This is a genomic window from Chitinophaga niabensis (assembly GCF_039545795.1).
In the GTDB taxonomy this organism is placed as follows: Bacteria; Bacteroidota; Bacteroidia; order Chitinophagales; family Chitinophagaceae; genus Chitinophaga; species Chitinophaga niabensis_B.
On the sequence record NZ_CP154260.1, the window covers coordinates 502,084 to 522,586 of the forward strand.

General features: G+C 47.3%; 19 protein-coding genes and 1 other RNA gene. 12 read left to right on the forward strand and 8 right to left on the reverse strand.

The genetic code is table 11. The features are described from left to right. Positions 1-16 precede the first annotated feature (16 nt). A complete protein-coding gene (locus tag AAHN97_RS02180) occupies positions 17-679 on the forward strand; it encodes a hypothetical protein (protein ID WP_343305926.1) in 663 nt (220 codons plus the stop codon). A gap of 545 nt (positions 680-1,224) precedes the next feature. Here AAHN97_RS02180 and AAHN97_RS02185 read toward each other — a convergent pair. Then, complete coding sequence (locus tag AAHN97_RS02185) at positions 1,225-1,626, reverse strand: hypothetical protein (RefSeq protein WP_343305927.1); 402 nt, start codon at positions 1,624-1,626, stop codon at positions 1,225-1,227. A 148-nt stretch (positions 1,627-1,774) separates the two neighbouring features. On the opposite strand from AAHN97_RS02185, the gene AAHN97_RS02190 reads away from it, so the two are divergent. The 3 genes from AAHN97_RS02190 (at position 1,775) to aroE (ending at position 4,927) form a co-directional block, all read left to right on the forward strand. Then, positions 1,775-3,205 (forward strand): tetratricopeptide repeat protein, encoded by a 1,431-nt coding sequence (locus AAHN97_RS02190; protein ID WP_343305928.1) that lies wholly within the window; start codon positions 1,775-1,777, stop codon positions 3,203-3,205. A 169-nt stretch (positions 3,206-3,374) separates the two neighbouring features. Then, entirely contained in the window at positions 3,375-4,139 is a 765-nt protein-coding gene (locus AAHN97_RS02195) for a phosphosulfolactate synthase (protein ID WP_343305929.1), read from the forward strand. Between the two features lie 53 nt (positions 4,140-4,192). After that, positions 4,193-4,927: a shikimate dehydrogenase family protein gene (gene aroE, locus AAHN97_RS02200; RefSeq protein ID WP_343305930.1), complete on the forward strand. Its 735-nt coding sequence runs from the start codon at positions 4,193-4,195 to the stop codon at positions 4,925-4,927. A gap of 225 nt (positions 4,928-5,152) precedes the next feature. On the opposite strand, the gene AAHN97_RS02205 is transcribed toward aroE, so the two are convergent. Continuing rightward, a complete protein-coding gene (locus AAHN97_RS02205) occupies positions 5,153-5,953 on the reverse strand; it encodes a class I SAM-dependent methyltransferase (protein WP_343305931.1) in 801 nt (266 codons plus the stop codon). 138 nt (positions 5,954-6,091) lie between these two features. On the opposite strand from AAHN97_RS02205, the gene AAHN97_RS02210 reads away from it, so the two are divergent. The 3 genes from AAHN97_RS02210 (at position 6,092) to fsa (ending at position 7,706) form a co-directional block, all read left to right on the forward strand. Continuing rightward, a complete protein-coding gene (locus AAHN97_RS02210; RefSeq protein WP_343305932.1) occupies positions 6,092-6,748 on the forward strand; it encodes a hypothetical protein in 657 nt (218 codons plus the stop codon). A 62-nt stretch (positions 6,749-6,810) separates the two neighbouring features. Further along, positions 6,811-6,910: signal recognition particle sRNA small type (gene ffs, locus AAHN97_RS02215), an RNA gene on the forward strand. A 142-nt stretch (positions 6,911-7,052) separates the two neighbouring features. Beyond that, positions 7,053-7,706, forward strand: a complete 654-nt coding sequence (fsa, locus tag AAHN97_RS02220) for a fructose-6-phosphate aldolase (RefSeq protein WP_074239968.1) — start codon at positions 7,053-7,055, stop codon at positions 7,704-7,706. A gap of 226 nt (positions 7,707-7,932) precedes the next feature. Here the strand turns inward: fsa and AAHN97_RS02225 are convergent, their stop codons facing one another. Then, positions 7,933-8,292, reverse strand: a complete 360-nt coding sequence (locus AAHN97_RS02225) for a hypothetical protein (RefSeq protein ID WP_343305933.1) — start codon at positions 8,290-8,292, stop codon at positions 7,933-7,935. Between the two features lie 199 nt (positions 8,293-8,491). On the opposite strand from AAHN97_RS02225, the gene glpK reads away from it, so the two are divergent. The 3 genes from glpK to AAHN97_RS02240 all read left to right on the forward strand — a co-directional run bounded on the left by glpK (position 8,492) and on the right by AAHN97_RS02240 (position 12,437). Further along, positions 8,492-9,988, forward strand: coding sequence for a glycerol kinase GlpK (gene glpK / locus AAHN97_RS02230; RefSeq protein WP_343305934.1), 1,497 nt, complete (start codon positions 8,492-8,494; stop codon positions 9,986-9,988). Between the two features lie 23 nt (positions 9,989-10,011). Continuing rightward, the gene (locus AAHN97_RS02235) at positions 10,012-10,719 is read left to right on the forward strand and encodes an MIP/aquaporin family protein (RefSeq protein ID WP_343305935.1); all 708 of its coding nucleotides are present in this window, start codon (positions 10,012-10,014) and stop codon (positions 10,717-10,719) included. A 386-nt stretch (positions 10,720-11,105) separates the two neighbouring features. After that, positions 11,106-12,437, forward strand: a complete 1,332-nt coding sequence (locus AAHN97_RS02240) for an NAD(P)/FAD-dependent oxidoreductase (RefSeq protein WP_343305936.1) — start codon at positions 11,106-11,108, stop codon at positions 12,435-12,437. On the opposite strand, the gene AAHN97_RS02245 is transcribed toward AAHN97_RS02240, so the two are convergent. Beyond that, a complete protein-coding gene (locus AAHN97_RS02245) occupies positions 12,438-13,721 on the reverse strand; it encodes a DUF5103 domain-containing protein (RefSeq protein WP_343305937.1) in 1,284 nt (427 codons plus the stop codon). It abuts the gene before it with no gap. Positions 13,722-13,756: 35 nt separating this feature from the next. Between AAHN97_RS02245 and AAHN97_RS02250 the strand changes: the two genes are divergently transcribed. After that, entirely contained in the window at positions 13,757-14,977 is a 1,221-nt protein-coding gene (locus AAHN97_RS02250) for an ABC transporter permease (protein WP_343305938.1), read from the forward strand. Here the strand turns inward: AAHN97_RS02250 and AAHN97_RS02255 are convergent. Continuing rightward, positions 14,970-15,704 carry a TrmH family RNA methyltransferase gene (locus AAHN97_RS02255; RefSeq protein WP_343305939.1) on the reverse strand — a complete coding sequence of 245 codons (735 nt, stop codon included), beginning with the start codon at positions 15,702-15,704 and terminating at the stop codon, positions 14,970-14,972. The two genes, AAHN97_RS02250 and AAHN97_RS02255, sit on opposite strands and share 8 nt — an antisense overlap. 85 nt (positions 15,705-15,789) lie before the next feature. Here AAHN97_RS02255 and AAHN97_RS02260 point away from each other — a divergent pair, with 85 nt between their 5' ends. Next, on the forward strand, positions 15,790-18,213 hold the full coding sequence (locus tag AAHN97_RS02260; protein ID WP_343305940.1) for a BamA/TamA family outer membrane protein: 2,424 nt from the start codon (positions 15,790-15,792) through the stop codon (positions 18,211-18,213). Here the strand turns inward: AAHN97_RS02260 and truB are convergent. From truB to AAHN97_RS02275, 3 genes are read right to left on the reverse strand one after another with little or no spacing between them, the layout of a single operon-like run. Further along, positions 18,201-18,887 (reverse strand): tRNA pseudouridine(55) synthase TruB, encoded by a 687-nt coding sequence (gene truB, locus AAHN97_RS02265; RefSeq protein ID WP_343305941.1) that lies wholly within the window; start codon positions 18,885-18,887, stop codon positions 18,201-18,203. The two genes, AAHN97_RS02260 and truB, sit on opposite strands and share 13 nt — an antisense overlap. Before the next feature lie 13 nt (positions 18,888-18,900). Further along, positions 18,901-19,890: an NAD(P)H-dependent flavin oxidoreductase gene (locus tag AAHN97_RS02270; protein WP_343305942.1), complete on the reverse strand. Its 990-nt coding sequence runs from the start codon at positions 19,888-19,890 to the stop codon at positions 18,901-18,903. Then, positions 19,887-20,477 (reverse strand): riboflavin synthase, encoded by a 591-nt coding sequence (locus AAHN97_RS02275; RefSeq protein ID WP_343305943.1) that lies wholly within the window; start codon positions 20,475-20,477, stop codon positions 19,887-19,889. Before AAHN97_RS02275 ends, AAHN97_RS02270 begins: the two co-directional genes overlap by 4 nt. Positions 20,478-20,503 lie beyond the last annotated feature (26 nt).

Consider the following 20,503-nt stretch of genomic DNA (forward strand, 5'->3'; position numbering starts at 1 on the left):
AATTAATTGAACCATTATGCGAAAATTGTTACAAATAGGGGGATTGCTGGTAGGCTGCATCGCAGGCCTGGCAACGCCGCTGTTGGCACAACGTACCATATCGGACGCCAGGATCACCTATAAAGTGGAATTGCCACCCGAGCAGCTCCAGATGGAGGCTATGTTTGCCGGTAGTTCCATGACACAGTATATACGGGGTAATCAGAGCCGTATAGACATGAACTTCAATGTGGTGAATTACATCTACCTGATCAATACGCAGAATGAAACGGTAGTGACGCTCATGGATAATCATGGGGATAAATACCTAATCCGTACAGACAGGAAAGGTTATGAACAGGACCTGAAGAAATACCAGGGCACCCAGTTCACAGACCAGCAGGAAACCAAGGAAATAGCCGGTTACAGATGCCGCAAAGCCATTGGTAAAAATGAGGACGGTACTACCTTTGATGTATTCTACACCATTGATATCCTGCCGGAGAACAAGTTCTATAACCGCCGGTTCATGAACCTGAAAGGTATTCCCCTGGAGTTTGAGATCATCATCAAAGCCGGCTCCAAAATGAAGGCCGTAGCTACGAAAGTAGACCTCAGCCCCGTACCCGCCTCCACTTTTGATGAACCAAAAGGGTATAAGGAGATCACGCAGGATGAATTGAAGAAGATAAGGGGGTAAAATAAAACTCTCTGAAACATAAAAACAAAGGCCATTCGCAAGAATGGCCTTTGTTGTATAAAGAAGTTTTTCTGTTAAATAAAACAACTCGCCTGACGCTGCCCGTTTGCTGCAAAAAGCTCGCTTTCTTCTAAAAGAAAACATCCTTTCCTTCCTCAAAAGAACACCCAAAAAGGAACAACCCGTTCGTCCCTAAAAAAAACACCCTCACACCAAAAAGAAAAACCTCCGCCCTCTACCGCGCGGTAAGCTCTCTGCCCGCCCTCACAAGAACATCCTCACCCAAAAGGAAACACCCCTGTTCTTTCTCTAAAAACACCCTCACTCAAAAAGAAACCTCCGTCCTCTACTGCGCGGCAGGCTCTCTACCCGCCCTCAAAAGAACGCCCTCACCCAAAAGGAAACAACCCTGTTCTTTCTCTAAAAACACCCCAAAAAGAAAAAAACTCCGCCCTCTACCTCGCGGCAGGCTCTCAACCCACCCAAAACAAAAAAGGCCACTCTTCCGAGCAGCCCTTTCTGTAAAATCTCTTTTCAAATTGTCCTTAATTCTTCCTGAAAGGCAGTTTAACCTGCACCTGCAGCTGATGATAATGCTGGGTCGACACATTGGGTGGCGGAACCTGCACAATGTAAGGAACTATATAGGTAACATTACCGCGCTTGTAAGTCACTACAGATCTTACATTCACAGTATTGTCAGAGCTCAGTTTAAAATCTGTCCTCAGGATACCACTCGCAGTGAATCCCGCATCGAGGCTCAGATTTGTTTTAGGCATGGCGGTTAAAGTGTACTTAGTTTCGGTCTTTTTTACAACTTTATCGTTGTTGTTATCGAAATTACCGCCTGAATCATTGGCTTGTACGTTAAGTGCAACCATGAATAAAGCACTCACCATGAGGCAAGACAATGAGAATCTGTTGATTATGTTATTTATCTTCTTCATTGTACCACAAATATACGAATTTTCTATCTATCATAACGGAATCTTAAAGCAAAGATACCCTTTATCTTAATAAAATGTTAAAAAATATACACAAACGGTAGGCTGGGCAGGTTTGGTGGCAGCTTGAATTTCCACTATATTCGTATTAATGAATCACGATTTCCCATCATTTAACGAGTTTAACGAGGATTTTGAAGATTTAAGGGACTTGCTTCAGCAATTTGAAAATCTAAAAGAAGGGCGTTCTCACTCCTTTCTGGACGAGGATTCTTTCGAACAGATCATCGACTATTATGACGAGCATGACGAACTCAATAATGCCATGCAAGCCGTTGAGATCGCTATAGAGCAGTTCCCCTTTTCTTCTGCACTGCTCCTCAAGAAATCTGCATTACTTATCGAAACCAAAAAATACCGCGAAGCCCTGCAGCTGCTGGAGAAAGCCGCCGTACTGGATAGTAACGATATTAACCTTTATATCCTCAAAACAGACGTTTACCTGGCCATGAACCAGCACGAAAAGGCCGCGAAACTCCTCGAAGAACAGATCAAAGTGTTCGATGGAGAAGATCGTACAGACCTGCTGCTGGAACTCGCCGATGTGTATGACGACTGGGAAGAGTTCGAAAAAGTGTTCGACTGCCTGAAGATGCTGCTGGAGTTTGATCCCACCAATGAAGAAGCCTTGCACAAGATCTGCTTCTGGACGGAGTTCACCGGCCGCAACGAAGAAAGCATCCGCCTGCACACTTCCATCATCAACGAGCACCCTTACAACCAGCTCGCCTGGTTCAACCTGGGAACCGCCTACCAGGGCCTCAAGCTGTATGAAAAGGCCGTAGATGCATACCAGTATGCCGTAGTGATAGACGAACGTTTCGACTACGCCTACCGCAACATGGGCGATGCGTATATCCATCTGCGTAAGTTCAACGAAGCCATTGAAGTACTGCAAAAACACCTGGAAGTAGCCAAACCGGAGGACGTGATCTACGAAGCCATCGGCCATTGCTATGAAAAGATGCGCAAGTTCACGCAGGCCCGTTACTACTACCGGAAAGCCTCCCACCTCAGCCCGAACGACGATAAGCTCTATCTCAAGATCGCCAAAGCGTACATGACGGAAGAGAACTGGGAAAATGCCATAAAGTCCCTCCAGACCGCTATCCGGCTGAATAAGCAGAACCTGGAATACAATATCACCCTGGGCCAGTGCCTGCTCCAGATCGGGAGCGACAAAGAAGCCCTGGTGTATTTCCTCAACGCTGTCAGGATCCGCCCCGGCAGTGCTGCAGCCTGGAAAGAACTGATCCGCGGCCTTTACCTTGTTGGCCATGTGGAAGAAGCCTATGCCCAGCTGGAGATCGCGGAAGGCAAGATCGGCCGCAAACCCGTATTCCTGTATTATAAAGCCGTGATCCTCATCTCTATGGGAAGGACCAAAGAAGGCCTTATTCAGCTGGAAACCGCTCTGCAGCTGCATCCAAGGCAATTTAAAAAGGTCACGGAACTGGACCCTTCCATCCTTCAGCATAACAGTGTAGTAGAGCTGATAGCCCGGTATCGCCGGAAACGTTAGCCTGCTTGTCTATTTTTTGCCTCACATATTGTATTACTTCTTATTTTTGCCGCGGTTTTACAATTTGATCATCATTTTGAAAAAACCAAAACCAATCCAATTACAAGGTAGGAAGAGCTACGTATGAACGTTTGGTGAATGACCATTAAGAAGAATAAAATTGTGAAAAATGAATTTTAATCTCACGCAAATTCCTGAAAGAACCACACAGCCACGTACTTATGGGTTAACCATGGTGATGGACAAGGGCCTGAGTGTAGAGGAGGCAAAGCATTTTATCTCAGCAGCAGCACCACATGTAGATGTTGTAAAGTTAGGATTTGGTACCTCATTCGTAACGCCAAACCTGCGCGCAAAGATTGAACTATACCAGGCAGCCAACATTCCCGTGTATTTTGGCGGCACGCTGTTTGAAGCATTCCTGATCCGTAACCAGTTTGATGATTATGTGAAAACAATCAAGGATTACGGTATCACCTGGATGGAAGTATCCGATGGATCCATCACAATTCCCCACGCAGAAAAGTGCGGTTATATTGAACAACTCACCAAACATGGCCTGGTACTCAGCGAAGTAGGCTCCAAAGATGCAGAACATATCATTCCTCCTTATAAATGGATTGAACTGATGCGTGCGGAATTAGAAGCCGGCGCCACTTATGTGATTGCAGAAGCCCGCGAAGGCGGTAATGTAGGGATTTACCGTGGTTCAGGAGAAGTGCGCGAAGGCCTGGTGCAGGAGATCCTCACACAGATCCCGGCAGAAAAGATCATCTGGGAAGCACCCCAGAAAGATCAGCAGCTCTATTTCCTGGAACTCGTAGGTTGCAATGCCAACCTCGGCAACCTGGCTCCTAATGAAGTGATTCCTTTGGAAGCTATGCGCGTTGGTCTCCGTGGAGACACATTCCATCTCTTCTTAGATAAAGAATAGCAACAGATACGGATTGTCAGCCCATGGCAATCCGTATTCGTATATACATCATTATGCGTTTATTCGGCCTTATTGGTTTTCCGCTCTCCCATTCCTTTTCCAAAGGATTCTTCGCTGATAAGTTCTCACAGGAAGGTATTACCGGTTGCAGTTATGAAAACTTTCCCATTCCCGATATAGATCAGTTTCCCGATCTCTGGAAAAACAACCCGCAACTGGAAGGGCTGAACGTAACCATCCCTTACAAACAAGCCGTGATCCCTTTCCTGGACGATTTCAGCGAAGCCGCCAAAACCATTGGTGCCGTGAATTGCATCCGCAAACAGGGAAATAAACTAACAGGGCATAATACAGATGTGATCGGCTTCCAGCGTTCCCTGGAACCTTTATTGCAACCACAGCATACCAAAGCATTGATATTAGGTGCCGGCGGAGCAGCCAAAGCAGTGAAGTTCAGCCTGGAGCAGTTAGGTATAACCTATACAGAAGTGAGCAGGAAATATTTTACAGGCACCATCCTGTATGAATCCCTGAACGAGTCCATCATGCAGGAGCATACACTGATCATCAATACCACACCCGTAGGCATGTACCCCAACATAACGGAAGCACCTCCCATCCTTTACGAATTCATCACACCGCAACATTTACTATACGATCTCATCTACAATCCCGCAGAAACCCGGTTCATGCAGAACGGCGCCGCAAAAGGAGCCACTGTAAAAAATGGCCACGAAATGCTCATCCTGCAGGCAGAAGCCTCCTGGGAGATATGGAATGCTCATTGACCCGGCAGTAGAAAAAGAATTGAACATCCGTTGCGTCGCACGCTTGTACAAAGGGTTCGCTACTGAGCTTTAAACTAATCCAAAAAAAAACACCAGCGGAAATAAGCATAAAAAAAATTCGACCGAAAACTGATCCCTATTGCCTCAGATAACCAATGGGCTAGTTTTTTCGGTCGAATTTTTTTTATGCTTATTGGGAGCGGCGGAATTATTTGAACACAAAGATCACTTCGCAGGCTTGATCAGGTAATACATGCAGGTAGTAAAGAAATTCCTCACAAAAGGAATCCCCTTCATCCAGCCAAACTGCTCCCTCGGCTTGAGATTAAACTTGTATTTATAGATAGGATTGATGAGGTAGTATTTCCGCTGCGTAATAGCAAACCCGGAAGCCTTAGCGATCTTCTCAAACCTTTCAATGGAAATACCGGTATCCACCAGTTCCATTAATTCTTTGATCGTATTCTCATGCTCTCCAAACGCCTTCAGCAAACCACGATACAAAGGCCTCGGCAGTAAATGGATATAAGGCAGAAAACTCAGCACCTTGCTATGGCAGATCTGCTGATGCCCCCCATGCGGCATATACCAGGGCGGAAACCCAAAATACACCTGCCCGCGTGGATTGAGCAATTGTTTGAGGTATTCGATCAGTTTGTCCTGATCAGGAATATGTTCAATAGCGTCTTTCAGGATAATGAGGTCAAAAGCATGCTGGAACTCACCAAAGAAATCCACATCGTAAATATTCTTGGCAATCAGCTGCAACTGCCCGCTGGCCACATAATCCCCCAGGAAACCCTTCGCCAGTTCAATCCTTTCCGGGAAAAGATCAACCCCCGTGCATAGAGCACCCTGCTCCAGGAAAGGGGTGAGCACACCACCTTCTCCACAGCCGATCTCCATCACACGCAGTCCTTTCATATCCGGAAACTCCTGCGCTATAAAAGGCAAAACGTAATTCCTGGAATTATCTACCTGCTGCTGGTAGCGCAAAGTGGCATCAGAATGTTGTGGTAATGACATGCTTTCTAAAATTGCGTGAAAATAGAATATTTTTTCAAGTGTCGTGCATTGCTTTCGCAATCCTTAAATTTGGAATGGTTTTAGCCTATGTACAGTATGTTCAGAACGTTGCTATTGATAATATGTGCGCTACCCGCCATGGCACAGCAAAAAGAGGTAGTAAACATCCGCGCCGCATTTGACTCCGGCGCTGTGGCAGAGTTATACAGCACCACCCCCATAGGGTTTGAGATCACCTATGCGGATAGCAGCAAACGCAGCACCACCGGCCTGCTCAAAGGAGATTACCGCTGGAGCCAGCTCAAAGTGGAATCCCCTGATGGCGAATGCAATAACGGCATCCTGCATTTCAACAGGAACAGGATACGCCCTGATAATTACCGCATTAAACTATTGGTGACCCTGCACGAGAACCCTTCCAAACAACATGAGGTTTTCCTGCAACTGCCTTATCTCACAGGTATCCGCTTTCATCATTATGCGGACAGTCTCAAGCGCGGCCTGCATTTTTACCTGAACGTCGAAGGCATTTACAACACCGGAAAGATCTACCCCCTGGATACCGCACGCGTTCGTTTATATACCAATACCGGCCAGATAATAGGGCAGGACCTGTTAATTCCTGCCACAGACAGCATTACAAAGCACATCGCAGTAAAAGCAGTTTACCGCGGCAATGCTGATATAAATGCTGCTTCAGATATTCCCGTGAAACAGGGCCCCGAGGATCAGACAGGCCTTATAGAGAATGAAAAGGATGTTTTTAAGAAGCCTTCAAAAAAGAAGAAACAGTAGCAGTTAACATTTCTTTCCGCAATTTAATTTGCATATTATCCCTCCTTCAGTTACCTTTGCAACGGCAAGTCTTATACGACCAGCTCCTGCTGAACTCCCCCAGGACAGGAATGTAGCAAGGGTAGGTGGTTGTAGCGGTGCGATATAAGTAACTTGCCATTTTTTTTTCCTCCTGGCAGAAAGTTCTCTCTTCATTTTTTCCGAAATTAGTTTGATGGTTTGTTGAAATTGCCCGGAACACATTTCGGAACAGAGAACAAATGCATATATTGGACATTAAACTATTCAACATTAATATTACTTTATGAAATTCTTTATTGATACAGCAAATCTCGCACAGATACAAGAAGCACAGGATTTAGGTATCCTGGACGGTGTAACAACCAATCCTTCGCTCATGGCTAAGGAAGGGATCAAAGGCGAGGCTGCCATCATTAAGCACTATGAAGCTATCTGCGAGATCGTGGAAGGCGGCGATGTAAGTGCGGAGGTTTTATCTACAGACTTTGCTTCCATCGTGGAAGAAGGTAAGAAACTGGCGGCTATTCACCCGAACATCGTGGTGAAAGTGCCTATGATCAAAGACGGTGTGAAAGCCATCAAATGGTTCACTGATAACGGTATCCGTACTAACTGCACCCTGGTGTTCTCCGCTGGTCAGGCTATCCTGGCAGCAAAAGCCGGTGCTGCTTATGTATCTCCTTTCATCGGCCGTATTGATGATAGCAGCTGGGATGGTGTTGAACTGATTGCGCAGATCGCTCAGATCTACAGCATTCAGGGATTCAAAACTGAGATCCTGGCAGCGTCTATCCGTAACGCCCTCCACATTGTGAAATGTGCTGAAAGCGGTGCTGATGTTTGCACCTGCCCGCTGGATTCCATCCTCGGACTGCTGAAACACCCGCTCACGGACATTGGCCTCGCCAAGTTCCTGGAAGATGCTAAGAAAATGTAGTTCCTGAACTAACGATATTTCTCAGAAAAGGCTGCCTTCGGGCGGCCTTTTTGCGTTTTGGAGGTATTCTTAAAGTCTTCTCTACAGTGAGTTTAAGATAGGATAAGCCGTATATAAGTCGTATATAACCCGTATATAACCCGTAGATAAGCCGTCCCTTATAGATACGGCTTATCTATGGGTTATCTAAGGCTAAAGAACAGTTGATCCTATCTTCGTTGATGATTCAAAGAAAACTCGTCATTGCAGGCAATAGCCCTGAGCTTTCCATCATCTCAGGTTTATTCCTCAGGCGGCAGTGATCATTTCCTTGCCTGCATACATTACTCAGGCCTCCCATCTCAGGTTTATTCCTCAGGCGGCAGTGATCATTTCCTTGCCTGCATACATTACCCAGGCCTCCTATCTCAGGTTTATTCCTCAGGCGGCAGCGATCAATTCCTTGCCTGCATACATTACCCAGGCCTCCTATCTCAGGTTTATTCCTCAGGCGGCAGTGATCATTTCCTTGCCTGCATACATTACCCAGGCCTCCCATCTCAGGTTTATTCCTCAGGCGGCAGTGATCATTTCCTTGCCCTTGCATACATTAACCCTCAGCCTTCCATCATCTCAGGCTTATTGGCAGCATCAACCATTTCCTTTTCCTGCACTCATTAGCCAAGCCCTCACATCCTCCTCCCACTCATTTTCCCCACGCCGATAATTTTTTTTACTTTTAATTTATTCCTAGTATCTTACTACCTCGTAAACCAAGGTACCACGTTTAACTATACTTAAAAAGCATGGAAGCACAATTCATTATGGCCCTGGATCAGGGAACCACCAGCTCTCGCGCTATCATCTTCAATCGTGCAGGGGATATCGTAGCCGTTTCGCAGAAAGAATTTTCACAGATCTACCCGCAACCAGGATGGGTAGAACATGACCCGCAGGAGATCTGGAGTACCCAGGCAGGCGTAGCTGCTGAAGTGATCGCAAAAGCCGGCACTACAGGAGACAAGATCGCAGCCATGGGCATCACCAATCAACGGGAAACCACTATCGTATGGGATCGTAAAACAGGGAAACCCTTGTATAACGCCATCGTTTGGCAGGACAGGCGGACTTCCGCCTACTGTGACGAACTGCGTGCACAGGGTCTGGCAGAAGATATCCGCTCCAAAACGGGCCTTATCCTGGACGCTTATTTCTCCGGTACCAAAGTAAAATGGATCCTGGATAATGTAGAAGGCGCCCGTGCAAAAGCCAATGCCGGAGAACTGGCATTCGGTACTGTAGACACCTGGCTTATCTGGAACTTCACCAAAGGGAAACTGCATGTTACAGATGTAAGCAATGCCTCCCGCACCATGTTATACAATATCCACAAACAGGCATGGGACGAAAGCCTCCTGAAACTGATGGATATTCCCGCCTCCATGCTTCCGGAAGTACGCGCTTCCAGCGAAGTATATGGAGAAACTGAAGCCACACTCACACCTTTCAAAATACCCATTGCCGGTATTGCAGGAGACCAGCAGGCAGCCCTTTTCGGCCAGATGTGTACAGAACCAGGTATGGTGAAGAACACTTACGGCACCGGCTGTTTCATGATGCTGAACACCGGCGAAAAAGCCATCAGCTCTGCCAATAACCTCCTTACCACCATTGCCTGGAAGATCGGTGATACCACTCATTACGCCCTCGAAGGCAGCATTTTCATCGGCGGCGCCGTTGTTCAATGGCTGCGTGATGGTTTAGGTATCATCCGCCATTCTGCAGATGTGGAAGCACTGGCCGCCTCTGTAAAAGACACAGATGGTGTATATATGGTCCCCGCTTTTGCAGGACTGGGTGCACCACACTGGAATCAATATGCCCGTGGTACTATCGTTGGTATGACCCGCGGAACAAAAGACGCACACATTGCCCGCGCCGCACTGGACAGTATCGCTTATCAGACCATGGATGTACTCAAAGCCATGGAATCTGATGCCGGCATGAAGATCCGGGAATTAAGGGTTGATGGCGGCGCTACCGCCAATAACCTGCTGATGCAGTTCCAGGCAGATATCATGGAAACCCAGGTGATCCGCCCGAAAGTAACAGAAACCACCGCACTGGGTGCAGCTTACCTCGCTGGCCTTGCTATCGGTTTCTGGGATAGCATTGAAACTATCCGCAAACAGTGGCAGGAAGATGCTAAGTTCACGCCCTCCATGGATGCAGAAAAAAGAACGGCGCTCACAAATGACTGGCAGCGCGCTATCCGCGCAGCTAAAGCCTGGGCTGAAAAATAACACTCACCTTAATACAACCAACGATGTCAATTTTCCTGGCAGAAATATTAGGCACTGCATTGCTCATTCTTTTAGGGAACGGGGTAGTAGCTAATTGCGTATTGAATAAAAGTAAAGGTCAGAACGGCGGGTGGATGGTGATCACCATGGGCTGGGCCATGGCTGTTTTTGTAGGCGTATTTACAGTAGGTGCTTACAGCGGTGCTCACCTCAATTCAGCCGTAACACTGGCATTGGCTGTTACCGGCGGTATTTCCTGGGACCTCGTGCCCGTGTATATCTTCGCCCAACTGGTCGGTGCCATCATAGGAGCCAGCCTGGTATGGGCTGCTTACAAACAGCACTTTGATGCCACTACGGATGCAGATGGTATCCTGGCCTGTTTCTGTACAGCACCGGCTATCAGAAGCACCATTCCAAACCTTGTTACAGAGATCATCGGCACCTTCGTACTCATTTTCGGGGTGTTCTACATTACTAAGTCAGAAGTAGGGCTGGGTGCTGTAGATGCTTTGCCCGTTGCACTCCTGGTATTAGCCATCGGCCTTTCTTTAGGCGGGCCTACCGGGTATGCCATCAATCCTGCAAGGGACCTCGGCCCAAGGATCGCGCATTTCATCCTGCCTATCAAAGGCAAACGGAACAGCGATTGGGGATATGCATGGATCCCTGTTGTAGGACCAGTGATCGGTGCATTGCTGGCTGCTGCCTTGCACATGGCGCTGAAATAAAATAATTGCAATACACAAAAAGGGCTGTCTCGCATAAAGAGGCAGCCCTTTTTCTATGCTTAAACCTTGCTTCATCCTAGCTTCATCCTTGCTTCACCCTTGCTTCATCCTTGCCTTATCTATGCTTTATCTATGCTTCATCCTAGCTTCATCCCCTTGTCCGGAGCAGGTTTGCACAACAATGAAGCTAGGATGAAGCAAGGTTTACACAAGAATAAAGCAAAGATCAAACTACCATTGCATAAATTCTGCACAGCACTGTACAATTTAACAATCCCTTTCAGACTAATCTTTCATTTTTTACTGAAAGTTTTGTAATTTTGATATGTAATATGATGGTATGGCTTTTGAAACCTAGAAAGACCATACTGCAAAATAAAAACGACATGATACAGCCGAACATTCCGGAATCAGACAGGCCCAGGGTGGTAATAGTTGGAGGTGGATTTGGTGGCATTAACCTGGCCAAGGCATTGAAACACGCGCCCGTACAAGTAGTGTTGCTGGACAGAAACAATTATCATCTTTTTCAACCCCTCCTTTACCAGGTAGCTACCGCAGGCCTGGAACCGGATAGTATTGCCTTTCCGCTGAGGGGGATCTTCAAGAACCAAAAGAACCTGCACTTCCGCATGGCCGAGGTAAAAGCGGTACGTTCTGAGGAAAACATCCTGGAAACCAATATCGGGGAGATCAGGTATAACTACCTCGTGATCGCCACGGGCAGTAACACCAACTTCTTCGGTAATAACCAGATCGCGGAAAATGCCATTGGCATGAAATCGCTCATAGAAGCGGTGCAGATCCGCAACTATGTGCTGAAACAATTTGAAGAATGTTTATTACTGAACGATGAACAGCTTATCCGCCGGAAACTGAATTTTGTGATGGTAGGCGGTGGCCCCACCGGTGTGGAGTTGGCGGGCGCCTTTGCAGAATTGCGCAAGTACATTCTGCCTAAGGATTATCCTGAATTGCCCATCCACATGATGAACATCTACCTGGTAGAAGCAGGGCCAAGGGTATTAGCCTCTATGTCCGAAGCATCCAGTCTTAACACCTTAAAGGGCCTGGACTTCTTAGGCGTGAAAGTATTACTGAACACTGCCGTAAAGGAATATGACGGTACTACGCTGAAACTGAGTAATGGAGATAGCATTGAAACACAATCCCTCTTATGGTCCGCAGGTGTGAAAGGCTTTCCGCTGGAAGGTTTCCTGGATAGCGTGATTTTACCGAATGGCCGCTTGAAAGTAAATGAAGTGAACCTCGTGGAAGGATATTCCAATATCTATGCGATAGGGGATATGGCACAAATGCTGAATGATGAACGTTTCCCGAAAGGATACCCCATGGTGGCGCAGGTGGCTATACAACAGGGTGCACAATTGGGTGCCAATATCAAAAACAGTTTGCGTGGAAAGGTGATGAAATCTTTCAGGTATAAAGACCTTGGCAGTATGGCCACCATTGGCCGTAACAGGGCAGTAACAGAATTTGCGGGCTTCCGCCTGAGCGGTTACATTGCCTGGATCGCCTGGATGGCAGTACACTTACTGAACCTCTTAGGTTTCCGGAATAAACTGGTAGTGTTCATCAACTGGTTCTACCGCTATTTCACCTACGATCGCGGAACGCGGATCATTATCAAACGCGGAGCTGCAAATATTGTGAAGTTGGGTAAAACGATGGATCAGACAACGGCTTCCAATATCTGATCATCTGCGGTTTTGAATGGAATTCAGGTTAAGCTGGCCGATCAGTTCATCGTACCGGCCGCCTAATGCCCTGTAATAAACCAGAACGGTATAAACGTTCTCTGTTTCCCAGGAATCACCTTCGGTATATTCTGTACTGAACTGGTTAGTAGTTCTGTCTATCAGGCCGTACACATAGTTATAAAAACCCTGTTTGAGAAAAAGGGCTCCTTCGTAAGCCCTGCGGGCACCGTTATAAACCAGCTTATTAGCAGTGTTACATTCGTAATCCGTCAGCTCGCCAAAGATGTAGAGATCGTATCCGGCATAAGGTTCTTTTGCAGGGAATACAAAATTCACCCGTGCATAATCTCCTTCAAAGTTGGGATTGTAATCATCTATGGTAGCGGGGAAATAACGCCCGTTGATGTCTTTGATATACTGGTACACCTGGTTATCCCGCGGGAAATCCGGCATGGCAAATACGGTGGTGCCCGTACGCTGGTAATCTGTTTTCTCCACTCTTTCTGTCTGCAGCCGGAAGCTGCGCAGGTCTATCCATCGCCATTCCTTCATACCTGGAAAAATAATGTTCTGCTCTGCGTTGTATTCCAGTACATCACCTTTAATAAACTGTGGTTTGATGCCGGTGATGGCATTATCCCAGCGGAAGTTCTGCTGTATCACCACCTTTAACTGATCGAAAGGATTGGGAAGGTTCAGCCCTTTTGTATTGATGGAAACATTTACCTTCTGCGAAGTTCTGAATACTTTAGGGTTGATGGGCTGGGAAACGAATCCGCCCACACTGGCTTTATTATCTATCACCATCATCCTGCGCGTGAAAGCGAGTTTGTTGGTATCACTGTCCAGGTACACTTTCAGCAGGTAATTCCCTGACTTAACCGGTGTGCAGTTCTTATTCGGGATCTCTACGCGGTAATGCACATACTTCTGCAAAGCCACGCTGGAAAAACGGTAATCCTGTATCTGGTTCTCTGAAAATCCGCGGAGGTATTCAATGGCGTTCATGCGTACGGGCGTCCAGTCCGCATTACATAATACCAAAGTATAGTAATAACTTTTAACTTCGTATTGAAGATCGTCAAAGTTCAACTCAAGTTTTTCACCACTGTTCAGTGTTATCAGGGGTAAACTAACCGGGTCGCCTGTACGGTTAAGCTTTACTGTTCTGATGTTCTGATGGTAAACATGATCCGGCGTGATCTTGTTTTCCTGCGCACTCAGGTGGAAACCTGCCAGGATCGCTATAAGGGTGAAGCATGTGGATGCTACTTTCTTCATAACTGTAATTTACAATATTCCATTAAATTAGCGCTATGCGCATATCAGTGTTCATTGCCCGGAGGATCGCCTTCAACCGGTTTTCCTCTTTTACTAAATTCATCATCAACATAGCGATGATCGCTACAGCCTTCAGTGTGGCTGTTATGATCCTGGCTACAGCAATGATCAACGGTTTCCAGCAGAAGATCTCCGAAAAGATCTTCAGTTTCTGGGGGCATATGCATATTACCCAATATCAGGCCAATGCCGGTCCTTTAACAGAACAAATTCCCTTTAAAGCAGATTCCTCGCTGGAAGCCGGTATCCGCGCGCTCCCCGATGTTACTGCCATCCACGATTTTGCCACCAAATCCGTGATCATCAAAAAAGACCGGGAAACAGAAGGTATGATCTTCAAAGGGATAGACCGGAACAACGAGCTGCCTTTTATTACGGAAGGCCGCAATATCCGGTTCCAGGACAGTGGTTATGCGCCCGAGATCATTGTATCCGCCAACACTGCGGCCCTGTTACAGTTAAAACTCAACGATGCAGTGGTGGTCTACTTTGTTAGGGGAGACGGTTTGCCACCCCGCGCCAGGAAACTCACTATCTGCGGCATCTACAAAACCGGCATTGAAGAATATGATAAAGCTTACCTGATCGGGGATATTGACCTGATCCGCCGGCTGAACGACTGGGCACCCAGTGAGATCGGCGGTTACGAAATATACCTGAAGGATTACCGGAGGATAGACAGTGCCCGCAGCGCTATCGGTGAATTGATGTCTGACGAGCTCAACATCCGCAGTATGGAAGAGGTATACCCTAATATCTTCGACTGGCTGGGTTTACAGAATAAGAACGAAACCATTATCCTGGTGATCATGACCATCGTGGCTGTTATCAACATGATCACGGCCATCCTCATCCTTATCCTGGAACGCACCAATATGGTGGGCATTCTCAAAGCATTAGGCATGCCTAATTTCACCATCCAGCAGGTGTTCATTTACCAGGCGGCCTATATTGTAGTGGCAGGGATCATTATCGGTAATGTGCTGGGTATTGGTTTAGCCCTGCTGCAGCAGTACACGGGTTTCTTTAAATTGCCGGAAGAATCTTACTATATGGCCGTGGCGCCCATTGCCATTGAATGGTGGAAAGTAGGTATGATCAACGTGGGCACCTTAGGTATTTGCGTACTGATACTGATCATTCCATCCTTACTCATCCGCACCATTACCCCGGTTAAAGCTATCCAGTTCAAATAAGCAGTCTGCCACAGATAATCCCCGTGGCCACGGCAGCATTCAGCGATTCTGCCTGTCCGATCCTTGGAATAGTGATCTGGTGAGTGCTCAGTGCTATAATTTCTTCGCTCAGTCCGCGGGATTCGTTACCGATCAGGATAATTCCTTCCTGCAGCTTTTTGGTGTTGGCAATATTGTGTCCATGGAGGGTAGCAGCGTAGCTGGCCACCTGGCCGGGAGTTTTCAGTAATGCCGCCAGGTCCGTTTCTATCACGGGCACCCGCATAATGCTGCCCATGGTGGCCTGGATGGTTTTAGCATTATAGGCATCCACACAATCCGGCGTGCAGATGATCTGGCGCACACCAAACCAGTCGGCTATACGAATAATGGTACCCATATTCCCGGGGTCGCGGATGGCTTCCAGGGCCAGGGTGATATTACCCTGCAGTACAGGCTGCGGGGCAGAAGGTATATCCACCAGCGCCACCGCCTGGTTAGGGGTGGAAAGAGAAGAGAGCTGTTTCAAAACCGCTTCATCCACTTCCAGCACTTCCATACTCTTTTGGGCCAGCGGGGCCTGTGCTTCCAGCCATGTTTTAGTAGCATATACGGCTTTTACACCATAAGTGCCCTGCAACAGTTCCTGCACGATCTTATCGCCCTCCGCTACAAACTGGCCAAATTTTTGCCTGTATTTTTTGTGCTGTAATGATTGAATATATTTAATTTGCGCCTTTGAAATCATAGGATCAAACCTACAGGAATTCCGGCATTCAGCCAAGCAGCCCCGTAGTTTCGGGAAGTATCAATACCCGTTAATTCAGAATATCTTGAAGAGAAGTACATACCCGTTATATGTAAAGATGCCTCACCTGGCTGTGCTGCTGATGGTATGCGGGTTATGGACTGCCTGTTCCAACACCCGGTACCTGCAGAAAGATCAGAACCTGCTCACCAGCACGGATGTGAACATCACGGGTAAACTCAGCTCAACTGAAAAAACGGACCTGAAAAACGATCTCTCCTCCAAATCCCTGATGCTGCAACAGCCCAACCAGAAATTACTGGGCACCCGCCTGAAGGTCTGGCTGTACAATCAGAAGAATTACGAAAAGAAAAGTAACTGGTTCTGGAACCTGATGCTGGCAGAGCGCAACCTCCAGGAACCTGTTATTTACGATTCCCTGAAAACAAAGGAGTCCGTTACCCGCATGATCTCTTATCTCAATAACCAGGGATACTTTTATGCCACGGCTACTTATAAAGAGAACATCCGGCGCCAGAAAGCCAGCGTGGAGTATGAAGTGAACACCGGCAAAAACTTTGTGATCAAAAAGATCAATTACGATATACCGGACACGGCCATTTCCAAGATCGTAAAAGACAACCTGCAGTTCTCCCTCCTAAAATCCAACGATGCTTATAAAGCGGGTAACCTGGACAGGGAGCGGGAAAGGCTCACCAGGGTGATCCGCGATGCAGGATATTACAAGTTCAACCGGGAGCTGATCTCCTTTACCGTGGATACGCTGAACAAATCGCTCTTCGTAGATCCGCTGAACCCTTTTGAAAGCATGCCTACGGTATTGAGTTCAGACCAGAAGCCTTTACTGGATATAGACGTGGAAATAAAGCTGCCGGAGGATTCCGCCAGTGATCTTACCAAACTCTTTTACCTGAACAAGATCTATGTGTTCCCTGATTTCAAACTGCAGGGAAATGTGAATGATACAAATTATCATACTACACAAAGCCGCTTCCTCACTATCAAGTACTACGAGAATATTATCCGGCCGCGGGTGCTTTCACGTGCCATTCAATTACGTACCAACGATAAGTATTCTATCCAGAACTATAACAATACTGTAAATCGTTTGTACGATCTCAATCTCTGGCAGTTTGTAACGCTTACTTACAGGGAGAGCCCGGACACCGTGCAGAAGCTGGATGCCTACATTCAGCTGACACCCAGGAAAAAACAGGAGATCAGTACCAACTTCGATATCTCTACCAGTAGCGATTACTTTGTGGGTAGTGGCGTGTCTTTTGGTTATCGTCATTACAACCTGAACCGCGCCGCCAATGAACTGCATGTAAATGTAAAGGGAGGGGTGGAAGTAGTGAAGAATGATAGTAAGTTCGATCTGCAGGCACAGGAATATGGCATCACGGCAGACCTCATCCTGCCGCGTTTTGTGACCCCTTTCCGTTTGCGGCAGAACAACCGCTCCACTGCTAAAACACGCATCTCTGCCGGTTTCAATAATCTCCGGCGTATCGACAGGTTCAATATCCGGAATGTGACCGGCTCTTTTGGATATGAATGGAACGAATCTGTTTACAAACGCTGGAATGTAAAACCTTTAACTTTCACGTATGTGGGTGTGGTGTTAAACCAGGAATTCATAGACAGTGTGGTGAGCACCAGTCCATACCTGCGAAGGAGCTTTGAGCCTGCCTTTGTGGGAGGGGAGAATATCACCTACATTTTCAGTAATAACGATGTGTTCCATCAACGGCAGAACACTTATTTCCGCGCTAACTTCGAAGAATCCGGTCTCTGGCTGAAAGGGGTGAATGGCGCGCTGGATGTACTGAGCAGTAAAGGAGAGAACCTGGAAACACTTTCCAGGGTGAACATCTCCCAGTTTGTAAGGCTGGAGCTGGATTACCGGCACTACTGGAATTACGAGGGTTCAGCTGTTGCCACCCGTGCCTATGTAGGTCTGGGTATTCCTTATGGGCAAAGTTCCGTATTGCCTTATATCCGTCAGTTCACAGCTGGTGGCCCTAACAGTATCCGCGCATGGCGGTTACGTACATTAGGCCCCGGTTCTTATACAGACACGTCAAGGGTAGCACAGATCTTCCCGGATCAAACGGGGGATATGAAACTCGAAGGAAACATAGAATACCGTTTTAACCTGATCCGCTTATTTGGCGGCAGCATAAACCTCAAAGGCGCCACCTTTGTGGACCTCGGAAATATCTGGATGTTGCGGAAAGATACTTCCCGCCCTGGTGCAGAGTTCCAGGTGGGTAATTTGTATAAAGACCTTGCAATTGGTACAGGCGCGGGCCTGAGAGTGGATTTCAGTTACTTCGTGATCCGGCTGGACTTTGGTATCCCGCTCAAAAAGCCATACCCCACCAAAAATAACAGTGGCTGGTATATTGGTGAATGGACATTGGGAGATAGCCGCTGGAGGCGGGAGAACGTAACCTGGAACGTAGCGATCGGTTATCCGTTCTGATGTGCCTGTTTATACTGCTCAATGAAATCAGCTACCTCCATCGCATCTTCCAGTTTAAAGGCACCGATCTTCGTACGGCATAAACTGCTCAGGTAACCTCCGCAGCCGATAGCAGCACCAAAATCATTGGCCAGTGAACGGATATAAGTACCCGTACTGCACTGTACCCTGAAATGCACCACAGGCAAAGCCACTTTCGTTATCTCAAAAGCATAGATCGTAATATTCCGGGGCTCCACTTTTACATCCACGCCTTTGCGGGCCAGGTGGTAAATAGGCGTGCCATTTTGTTTGATGGCGGAATGAATGGGAGGAAGTTGTTGAATGGCGCCCACGAATTTATCCGCAAAAGCCTGTAACCCTGCCTGGTCCAATGCGGGAACAGGTTGCTGGTTTTCCGGCGCAGATTCCAGATCGAAAGTAGGGGTGGTGGCGCCAAGTGTGAAAGTGCCCGTGTACTCTTTTTCCTGTGCCTGGTATTCGTTGATCTTTTTGGTCATTTTACCTGTGCAGCAGATCAGCAGTCCCGTTGCGAGGGGATCTAAAGTGCCGGCATGGCCTATCTTGGCTTTGGTGGTATTTCTAACCTTCCTTACTACATCAAAGGAGGTCCAGGTTAACGGTTTATTGAACAACAGCACAGCGCCTTCCTGGTAATTAATTGGTTCGGACATTTTGCAAAGATAATTAAGATTTGAAGGCCAGCAGGCTTTGATCATATTCATGTATCAGGCGTGCAACGATCTCTTCCACACCAATGATATCATCCACCATTTCCACACTCTGCCCTGCGCTCCAGAGATGCGCATAGTTACCGGGTTTCACGGCCTTTTGCAGTTTCTTCATTCCCTTCAGCTGCACCATCATTTTGTAATACTTCTTGGTGCGTGGATTACGGGAAAGCCATTTCTCCCAGGCAGTTTGTTTATATCCCATCTTCTTTGCTTCAGGTGTATTGATGATGTTGCAGGGAGTGCCGGAAAGGCGTTCCGTGAGTACAATATCTTCCATGCCATGGTCCACAATCGCCTGTTTGTATTCCTCACTTACCGTAGCTTCCAGGCTGGCAATAAAACGGGTGCCTATGGATACCATATCTGCCCCCAATACCAAAGCACTGGCCATTTGCTGACCCGTAGCAATACCACCGGCGGCAATGATCGGAATATGCGGGAATGCTTTTTTAAGCGCCGGGATTAATACATGCATAGGGTAGGGGCCTGCATGGCCGCCTGCACCCGAGCATACGGCAATAAGGCCATCCGCTCCATACTGCACAGCTTTTTGCGCATGCTCCATGTTCGTTACATCACAGATCACTTTGCCGCCATAAGCATGAGCGGCCTCTATCACCTCTTTGGGATTTCCCAGGGAAGTGATGTAAAAAGGAACTTTGGCCGCCACACTGGCATCCAGGTGTTTTTTATAGAGCGGGTTTGTTTTCTGTACAATCAGGTTTACACCATAAGTGCCTTGCTGGTGCTGTGCCCTGGTTTCATTCAACCTCTCCAGCAAAGCCTGGAGCTCTCCTTCCTTACGATAGTTGAGGGAAGGGAAAGTGCCTGCAATACCTGCACGGATGGCTGCTTTTATCATGGGTTCATTACTCACAAGGAACATGGGCGCCATGATCAGCGGATATTTCATACCCAGTTCCCGGGAAAGAGGATGGTTCATTTGTTGATTTGTAATTGCCGGGCCACGTATTTACCAAGGATGTCAAATTCCAGGTTCACGGAGGCACCGGGCGTAAGATGCTGAATATTAGTGTGCTCGTAAGTATAAGGGATGATGGCTACTGAAAAAGCATCATTGGTGATGTCAAATACCGTAAGGCTGATGCCGTTCATGCAGATAGAACCCTTTTCCACGATCAGGGAGGCAAATTGCGGAGGGAAGCCAATGCGGTATAACCAGCTGCCGTTCTGTTCTTCAACGGAAAGGCAGGTGCCGGTACTGTCCACATGCCCCTGTACAATATGCCCGTCTATACGGCTGTTGAAGATCATAGCCCTTTCCAGGTTCACCGTCTGGCCCGTCTGCAGGCTGCCCAGGTTGCTTTTTAACAAAGTTTCCGCCACCGCGGTAGTTGTATATTGGTCCGCTGCAATAGCGGTAACAGTGAGGCAAACGCCGTTATGAGAGATACTTTGATCCACCTTTAATTCAGGTGCCAATGCCGAGCTGATGGTTAATTCCAGGTTTGCTCCTTCCTTTACGGCCGAAGTAACCGTACCCATGGTTTCAATAATGCCTGTAAACATAAATAGTCTTAATATTGGACCACAAA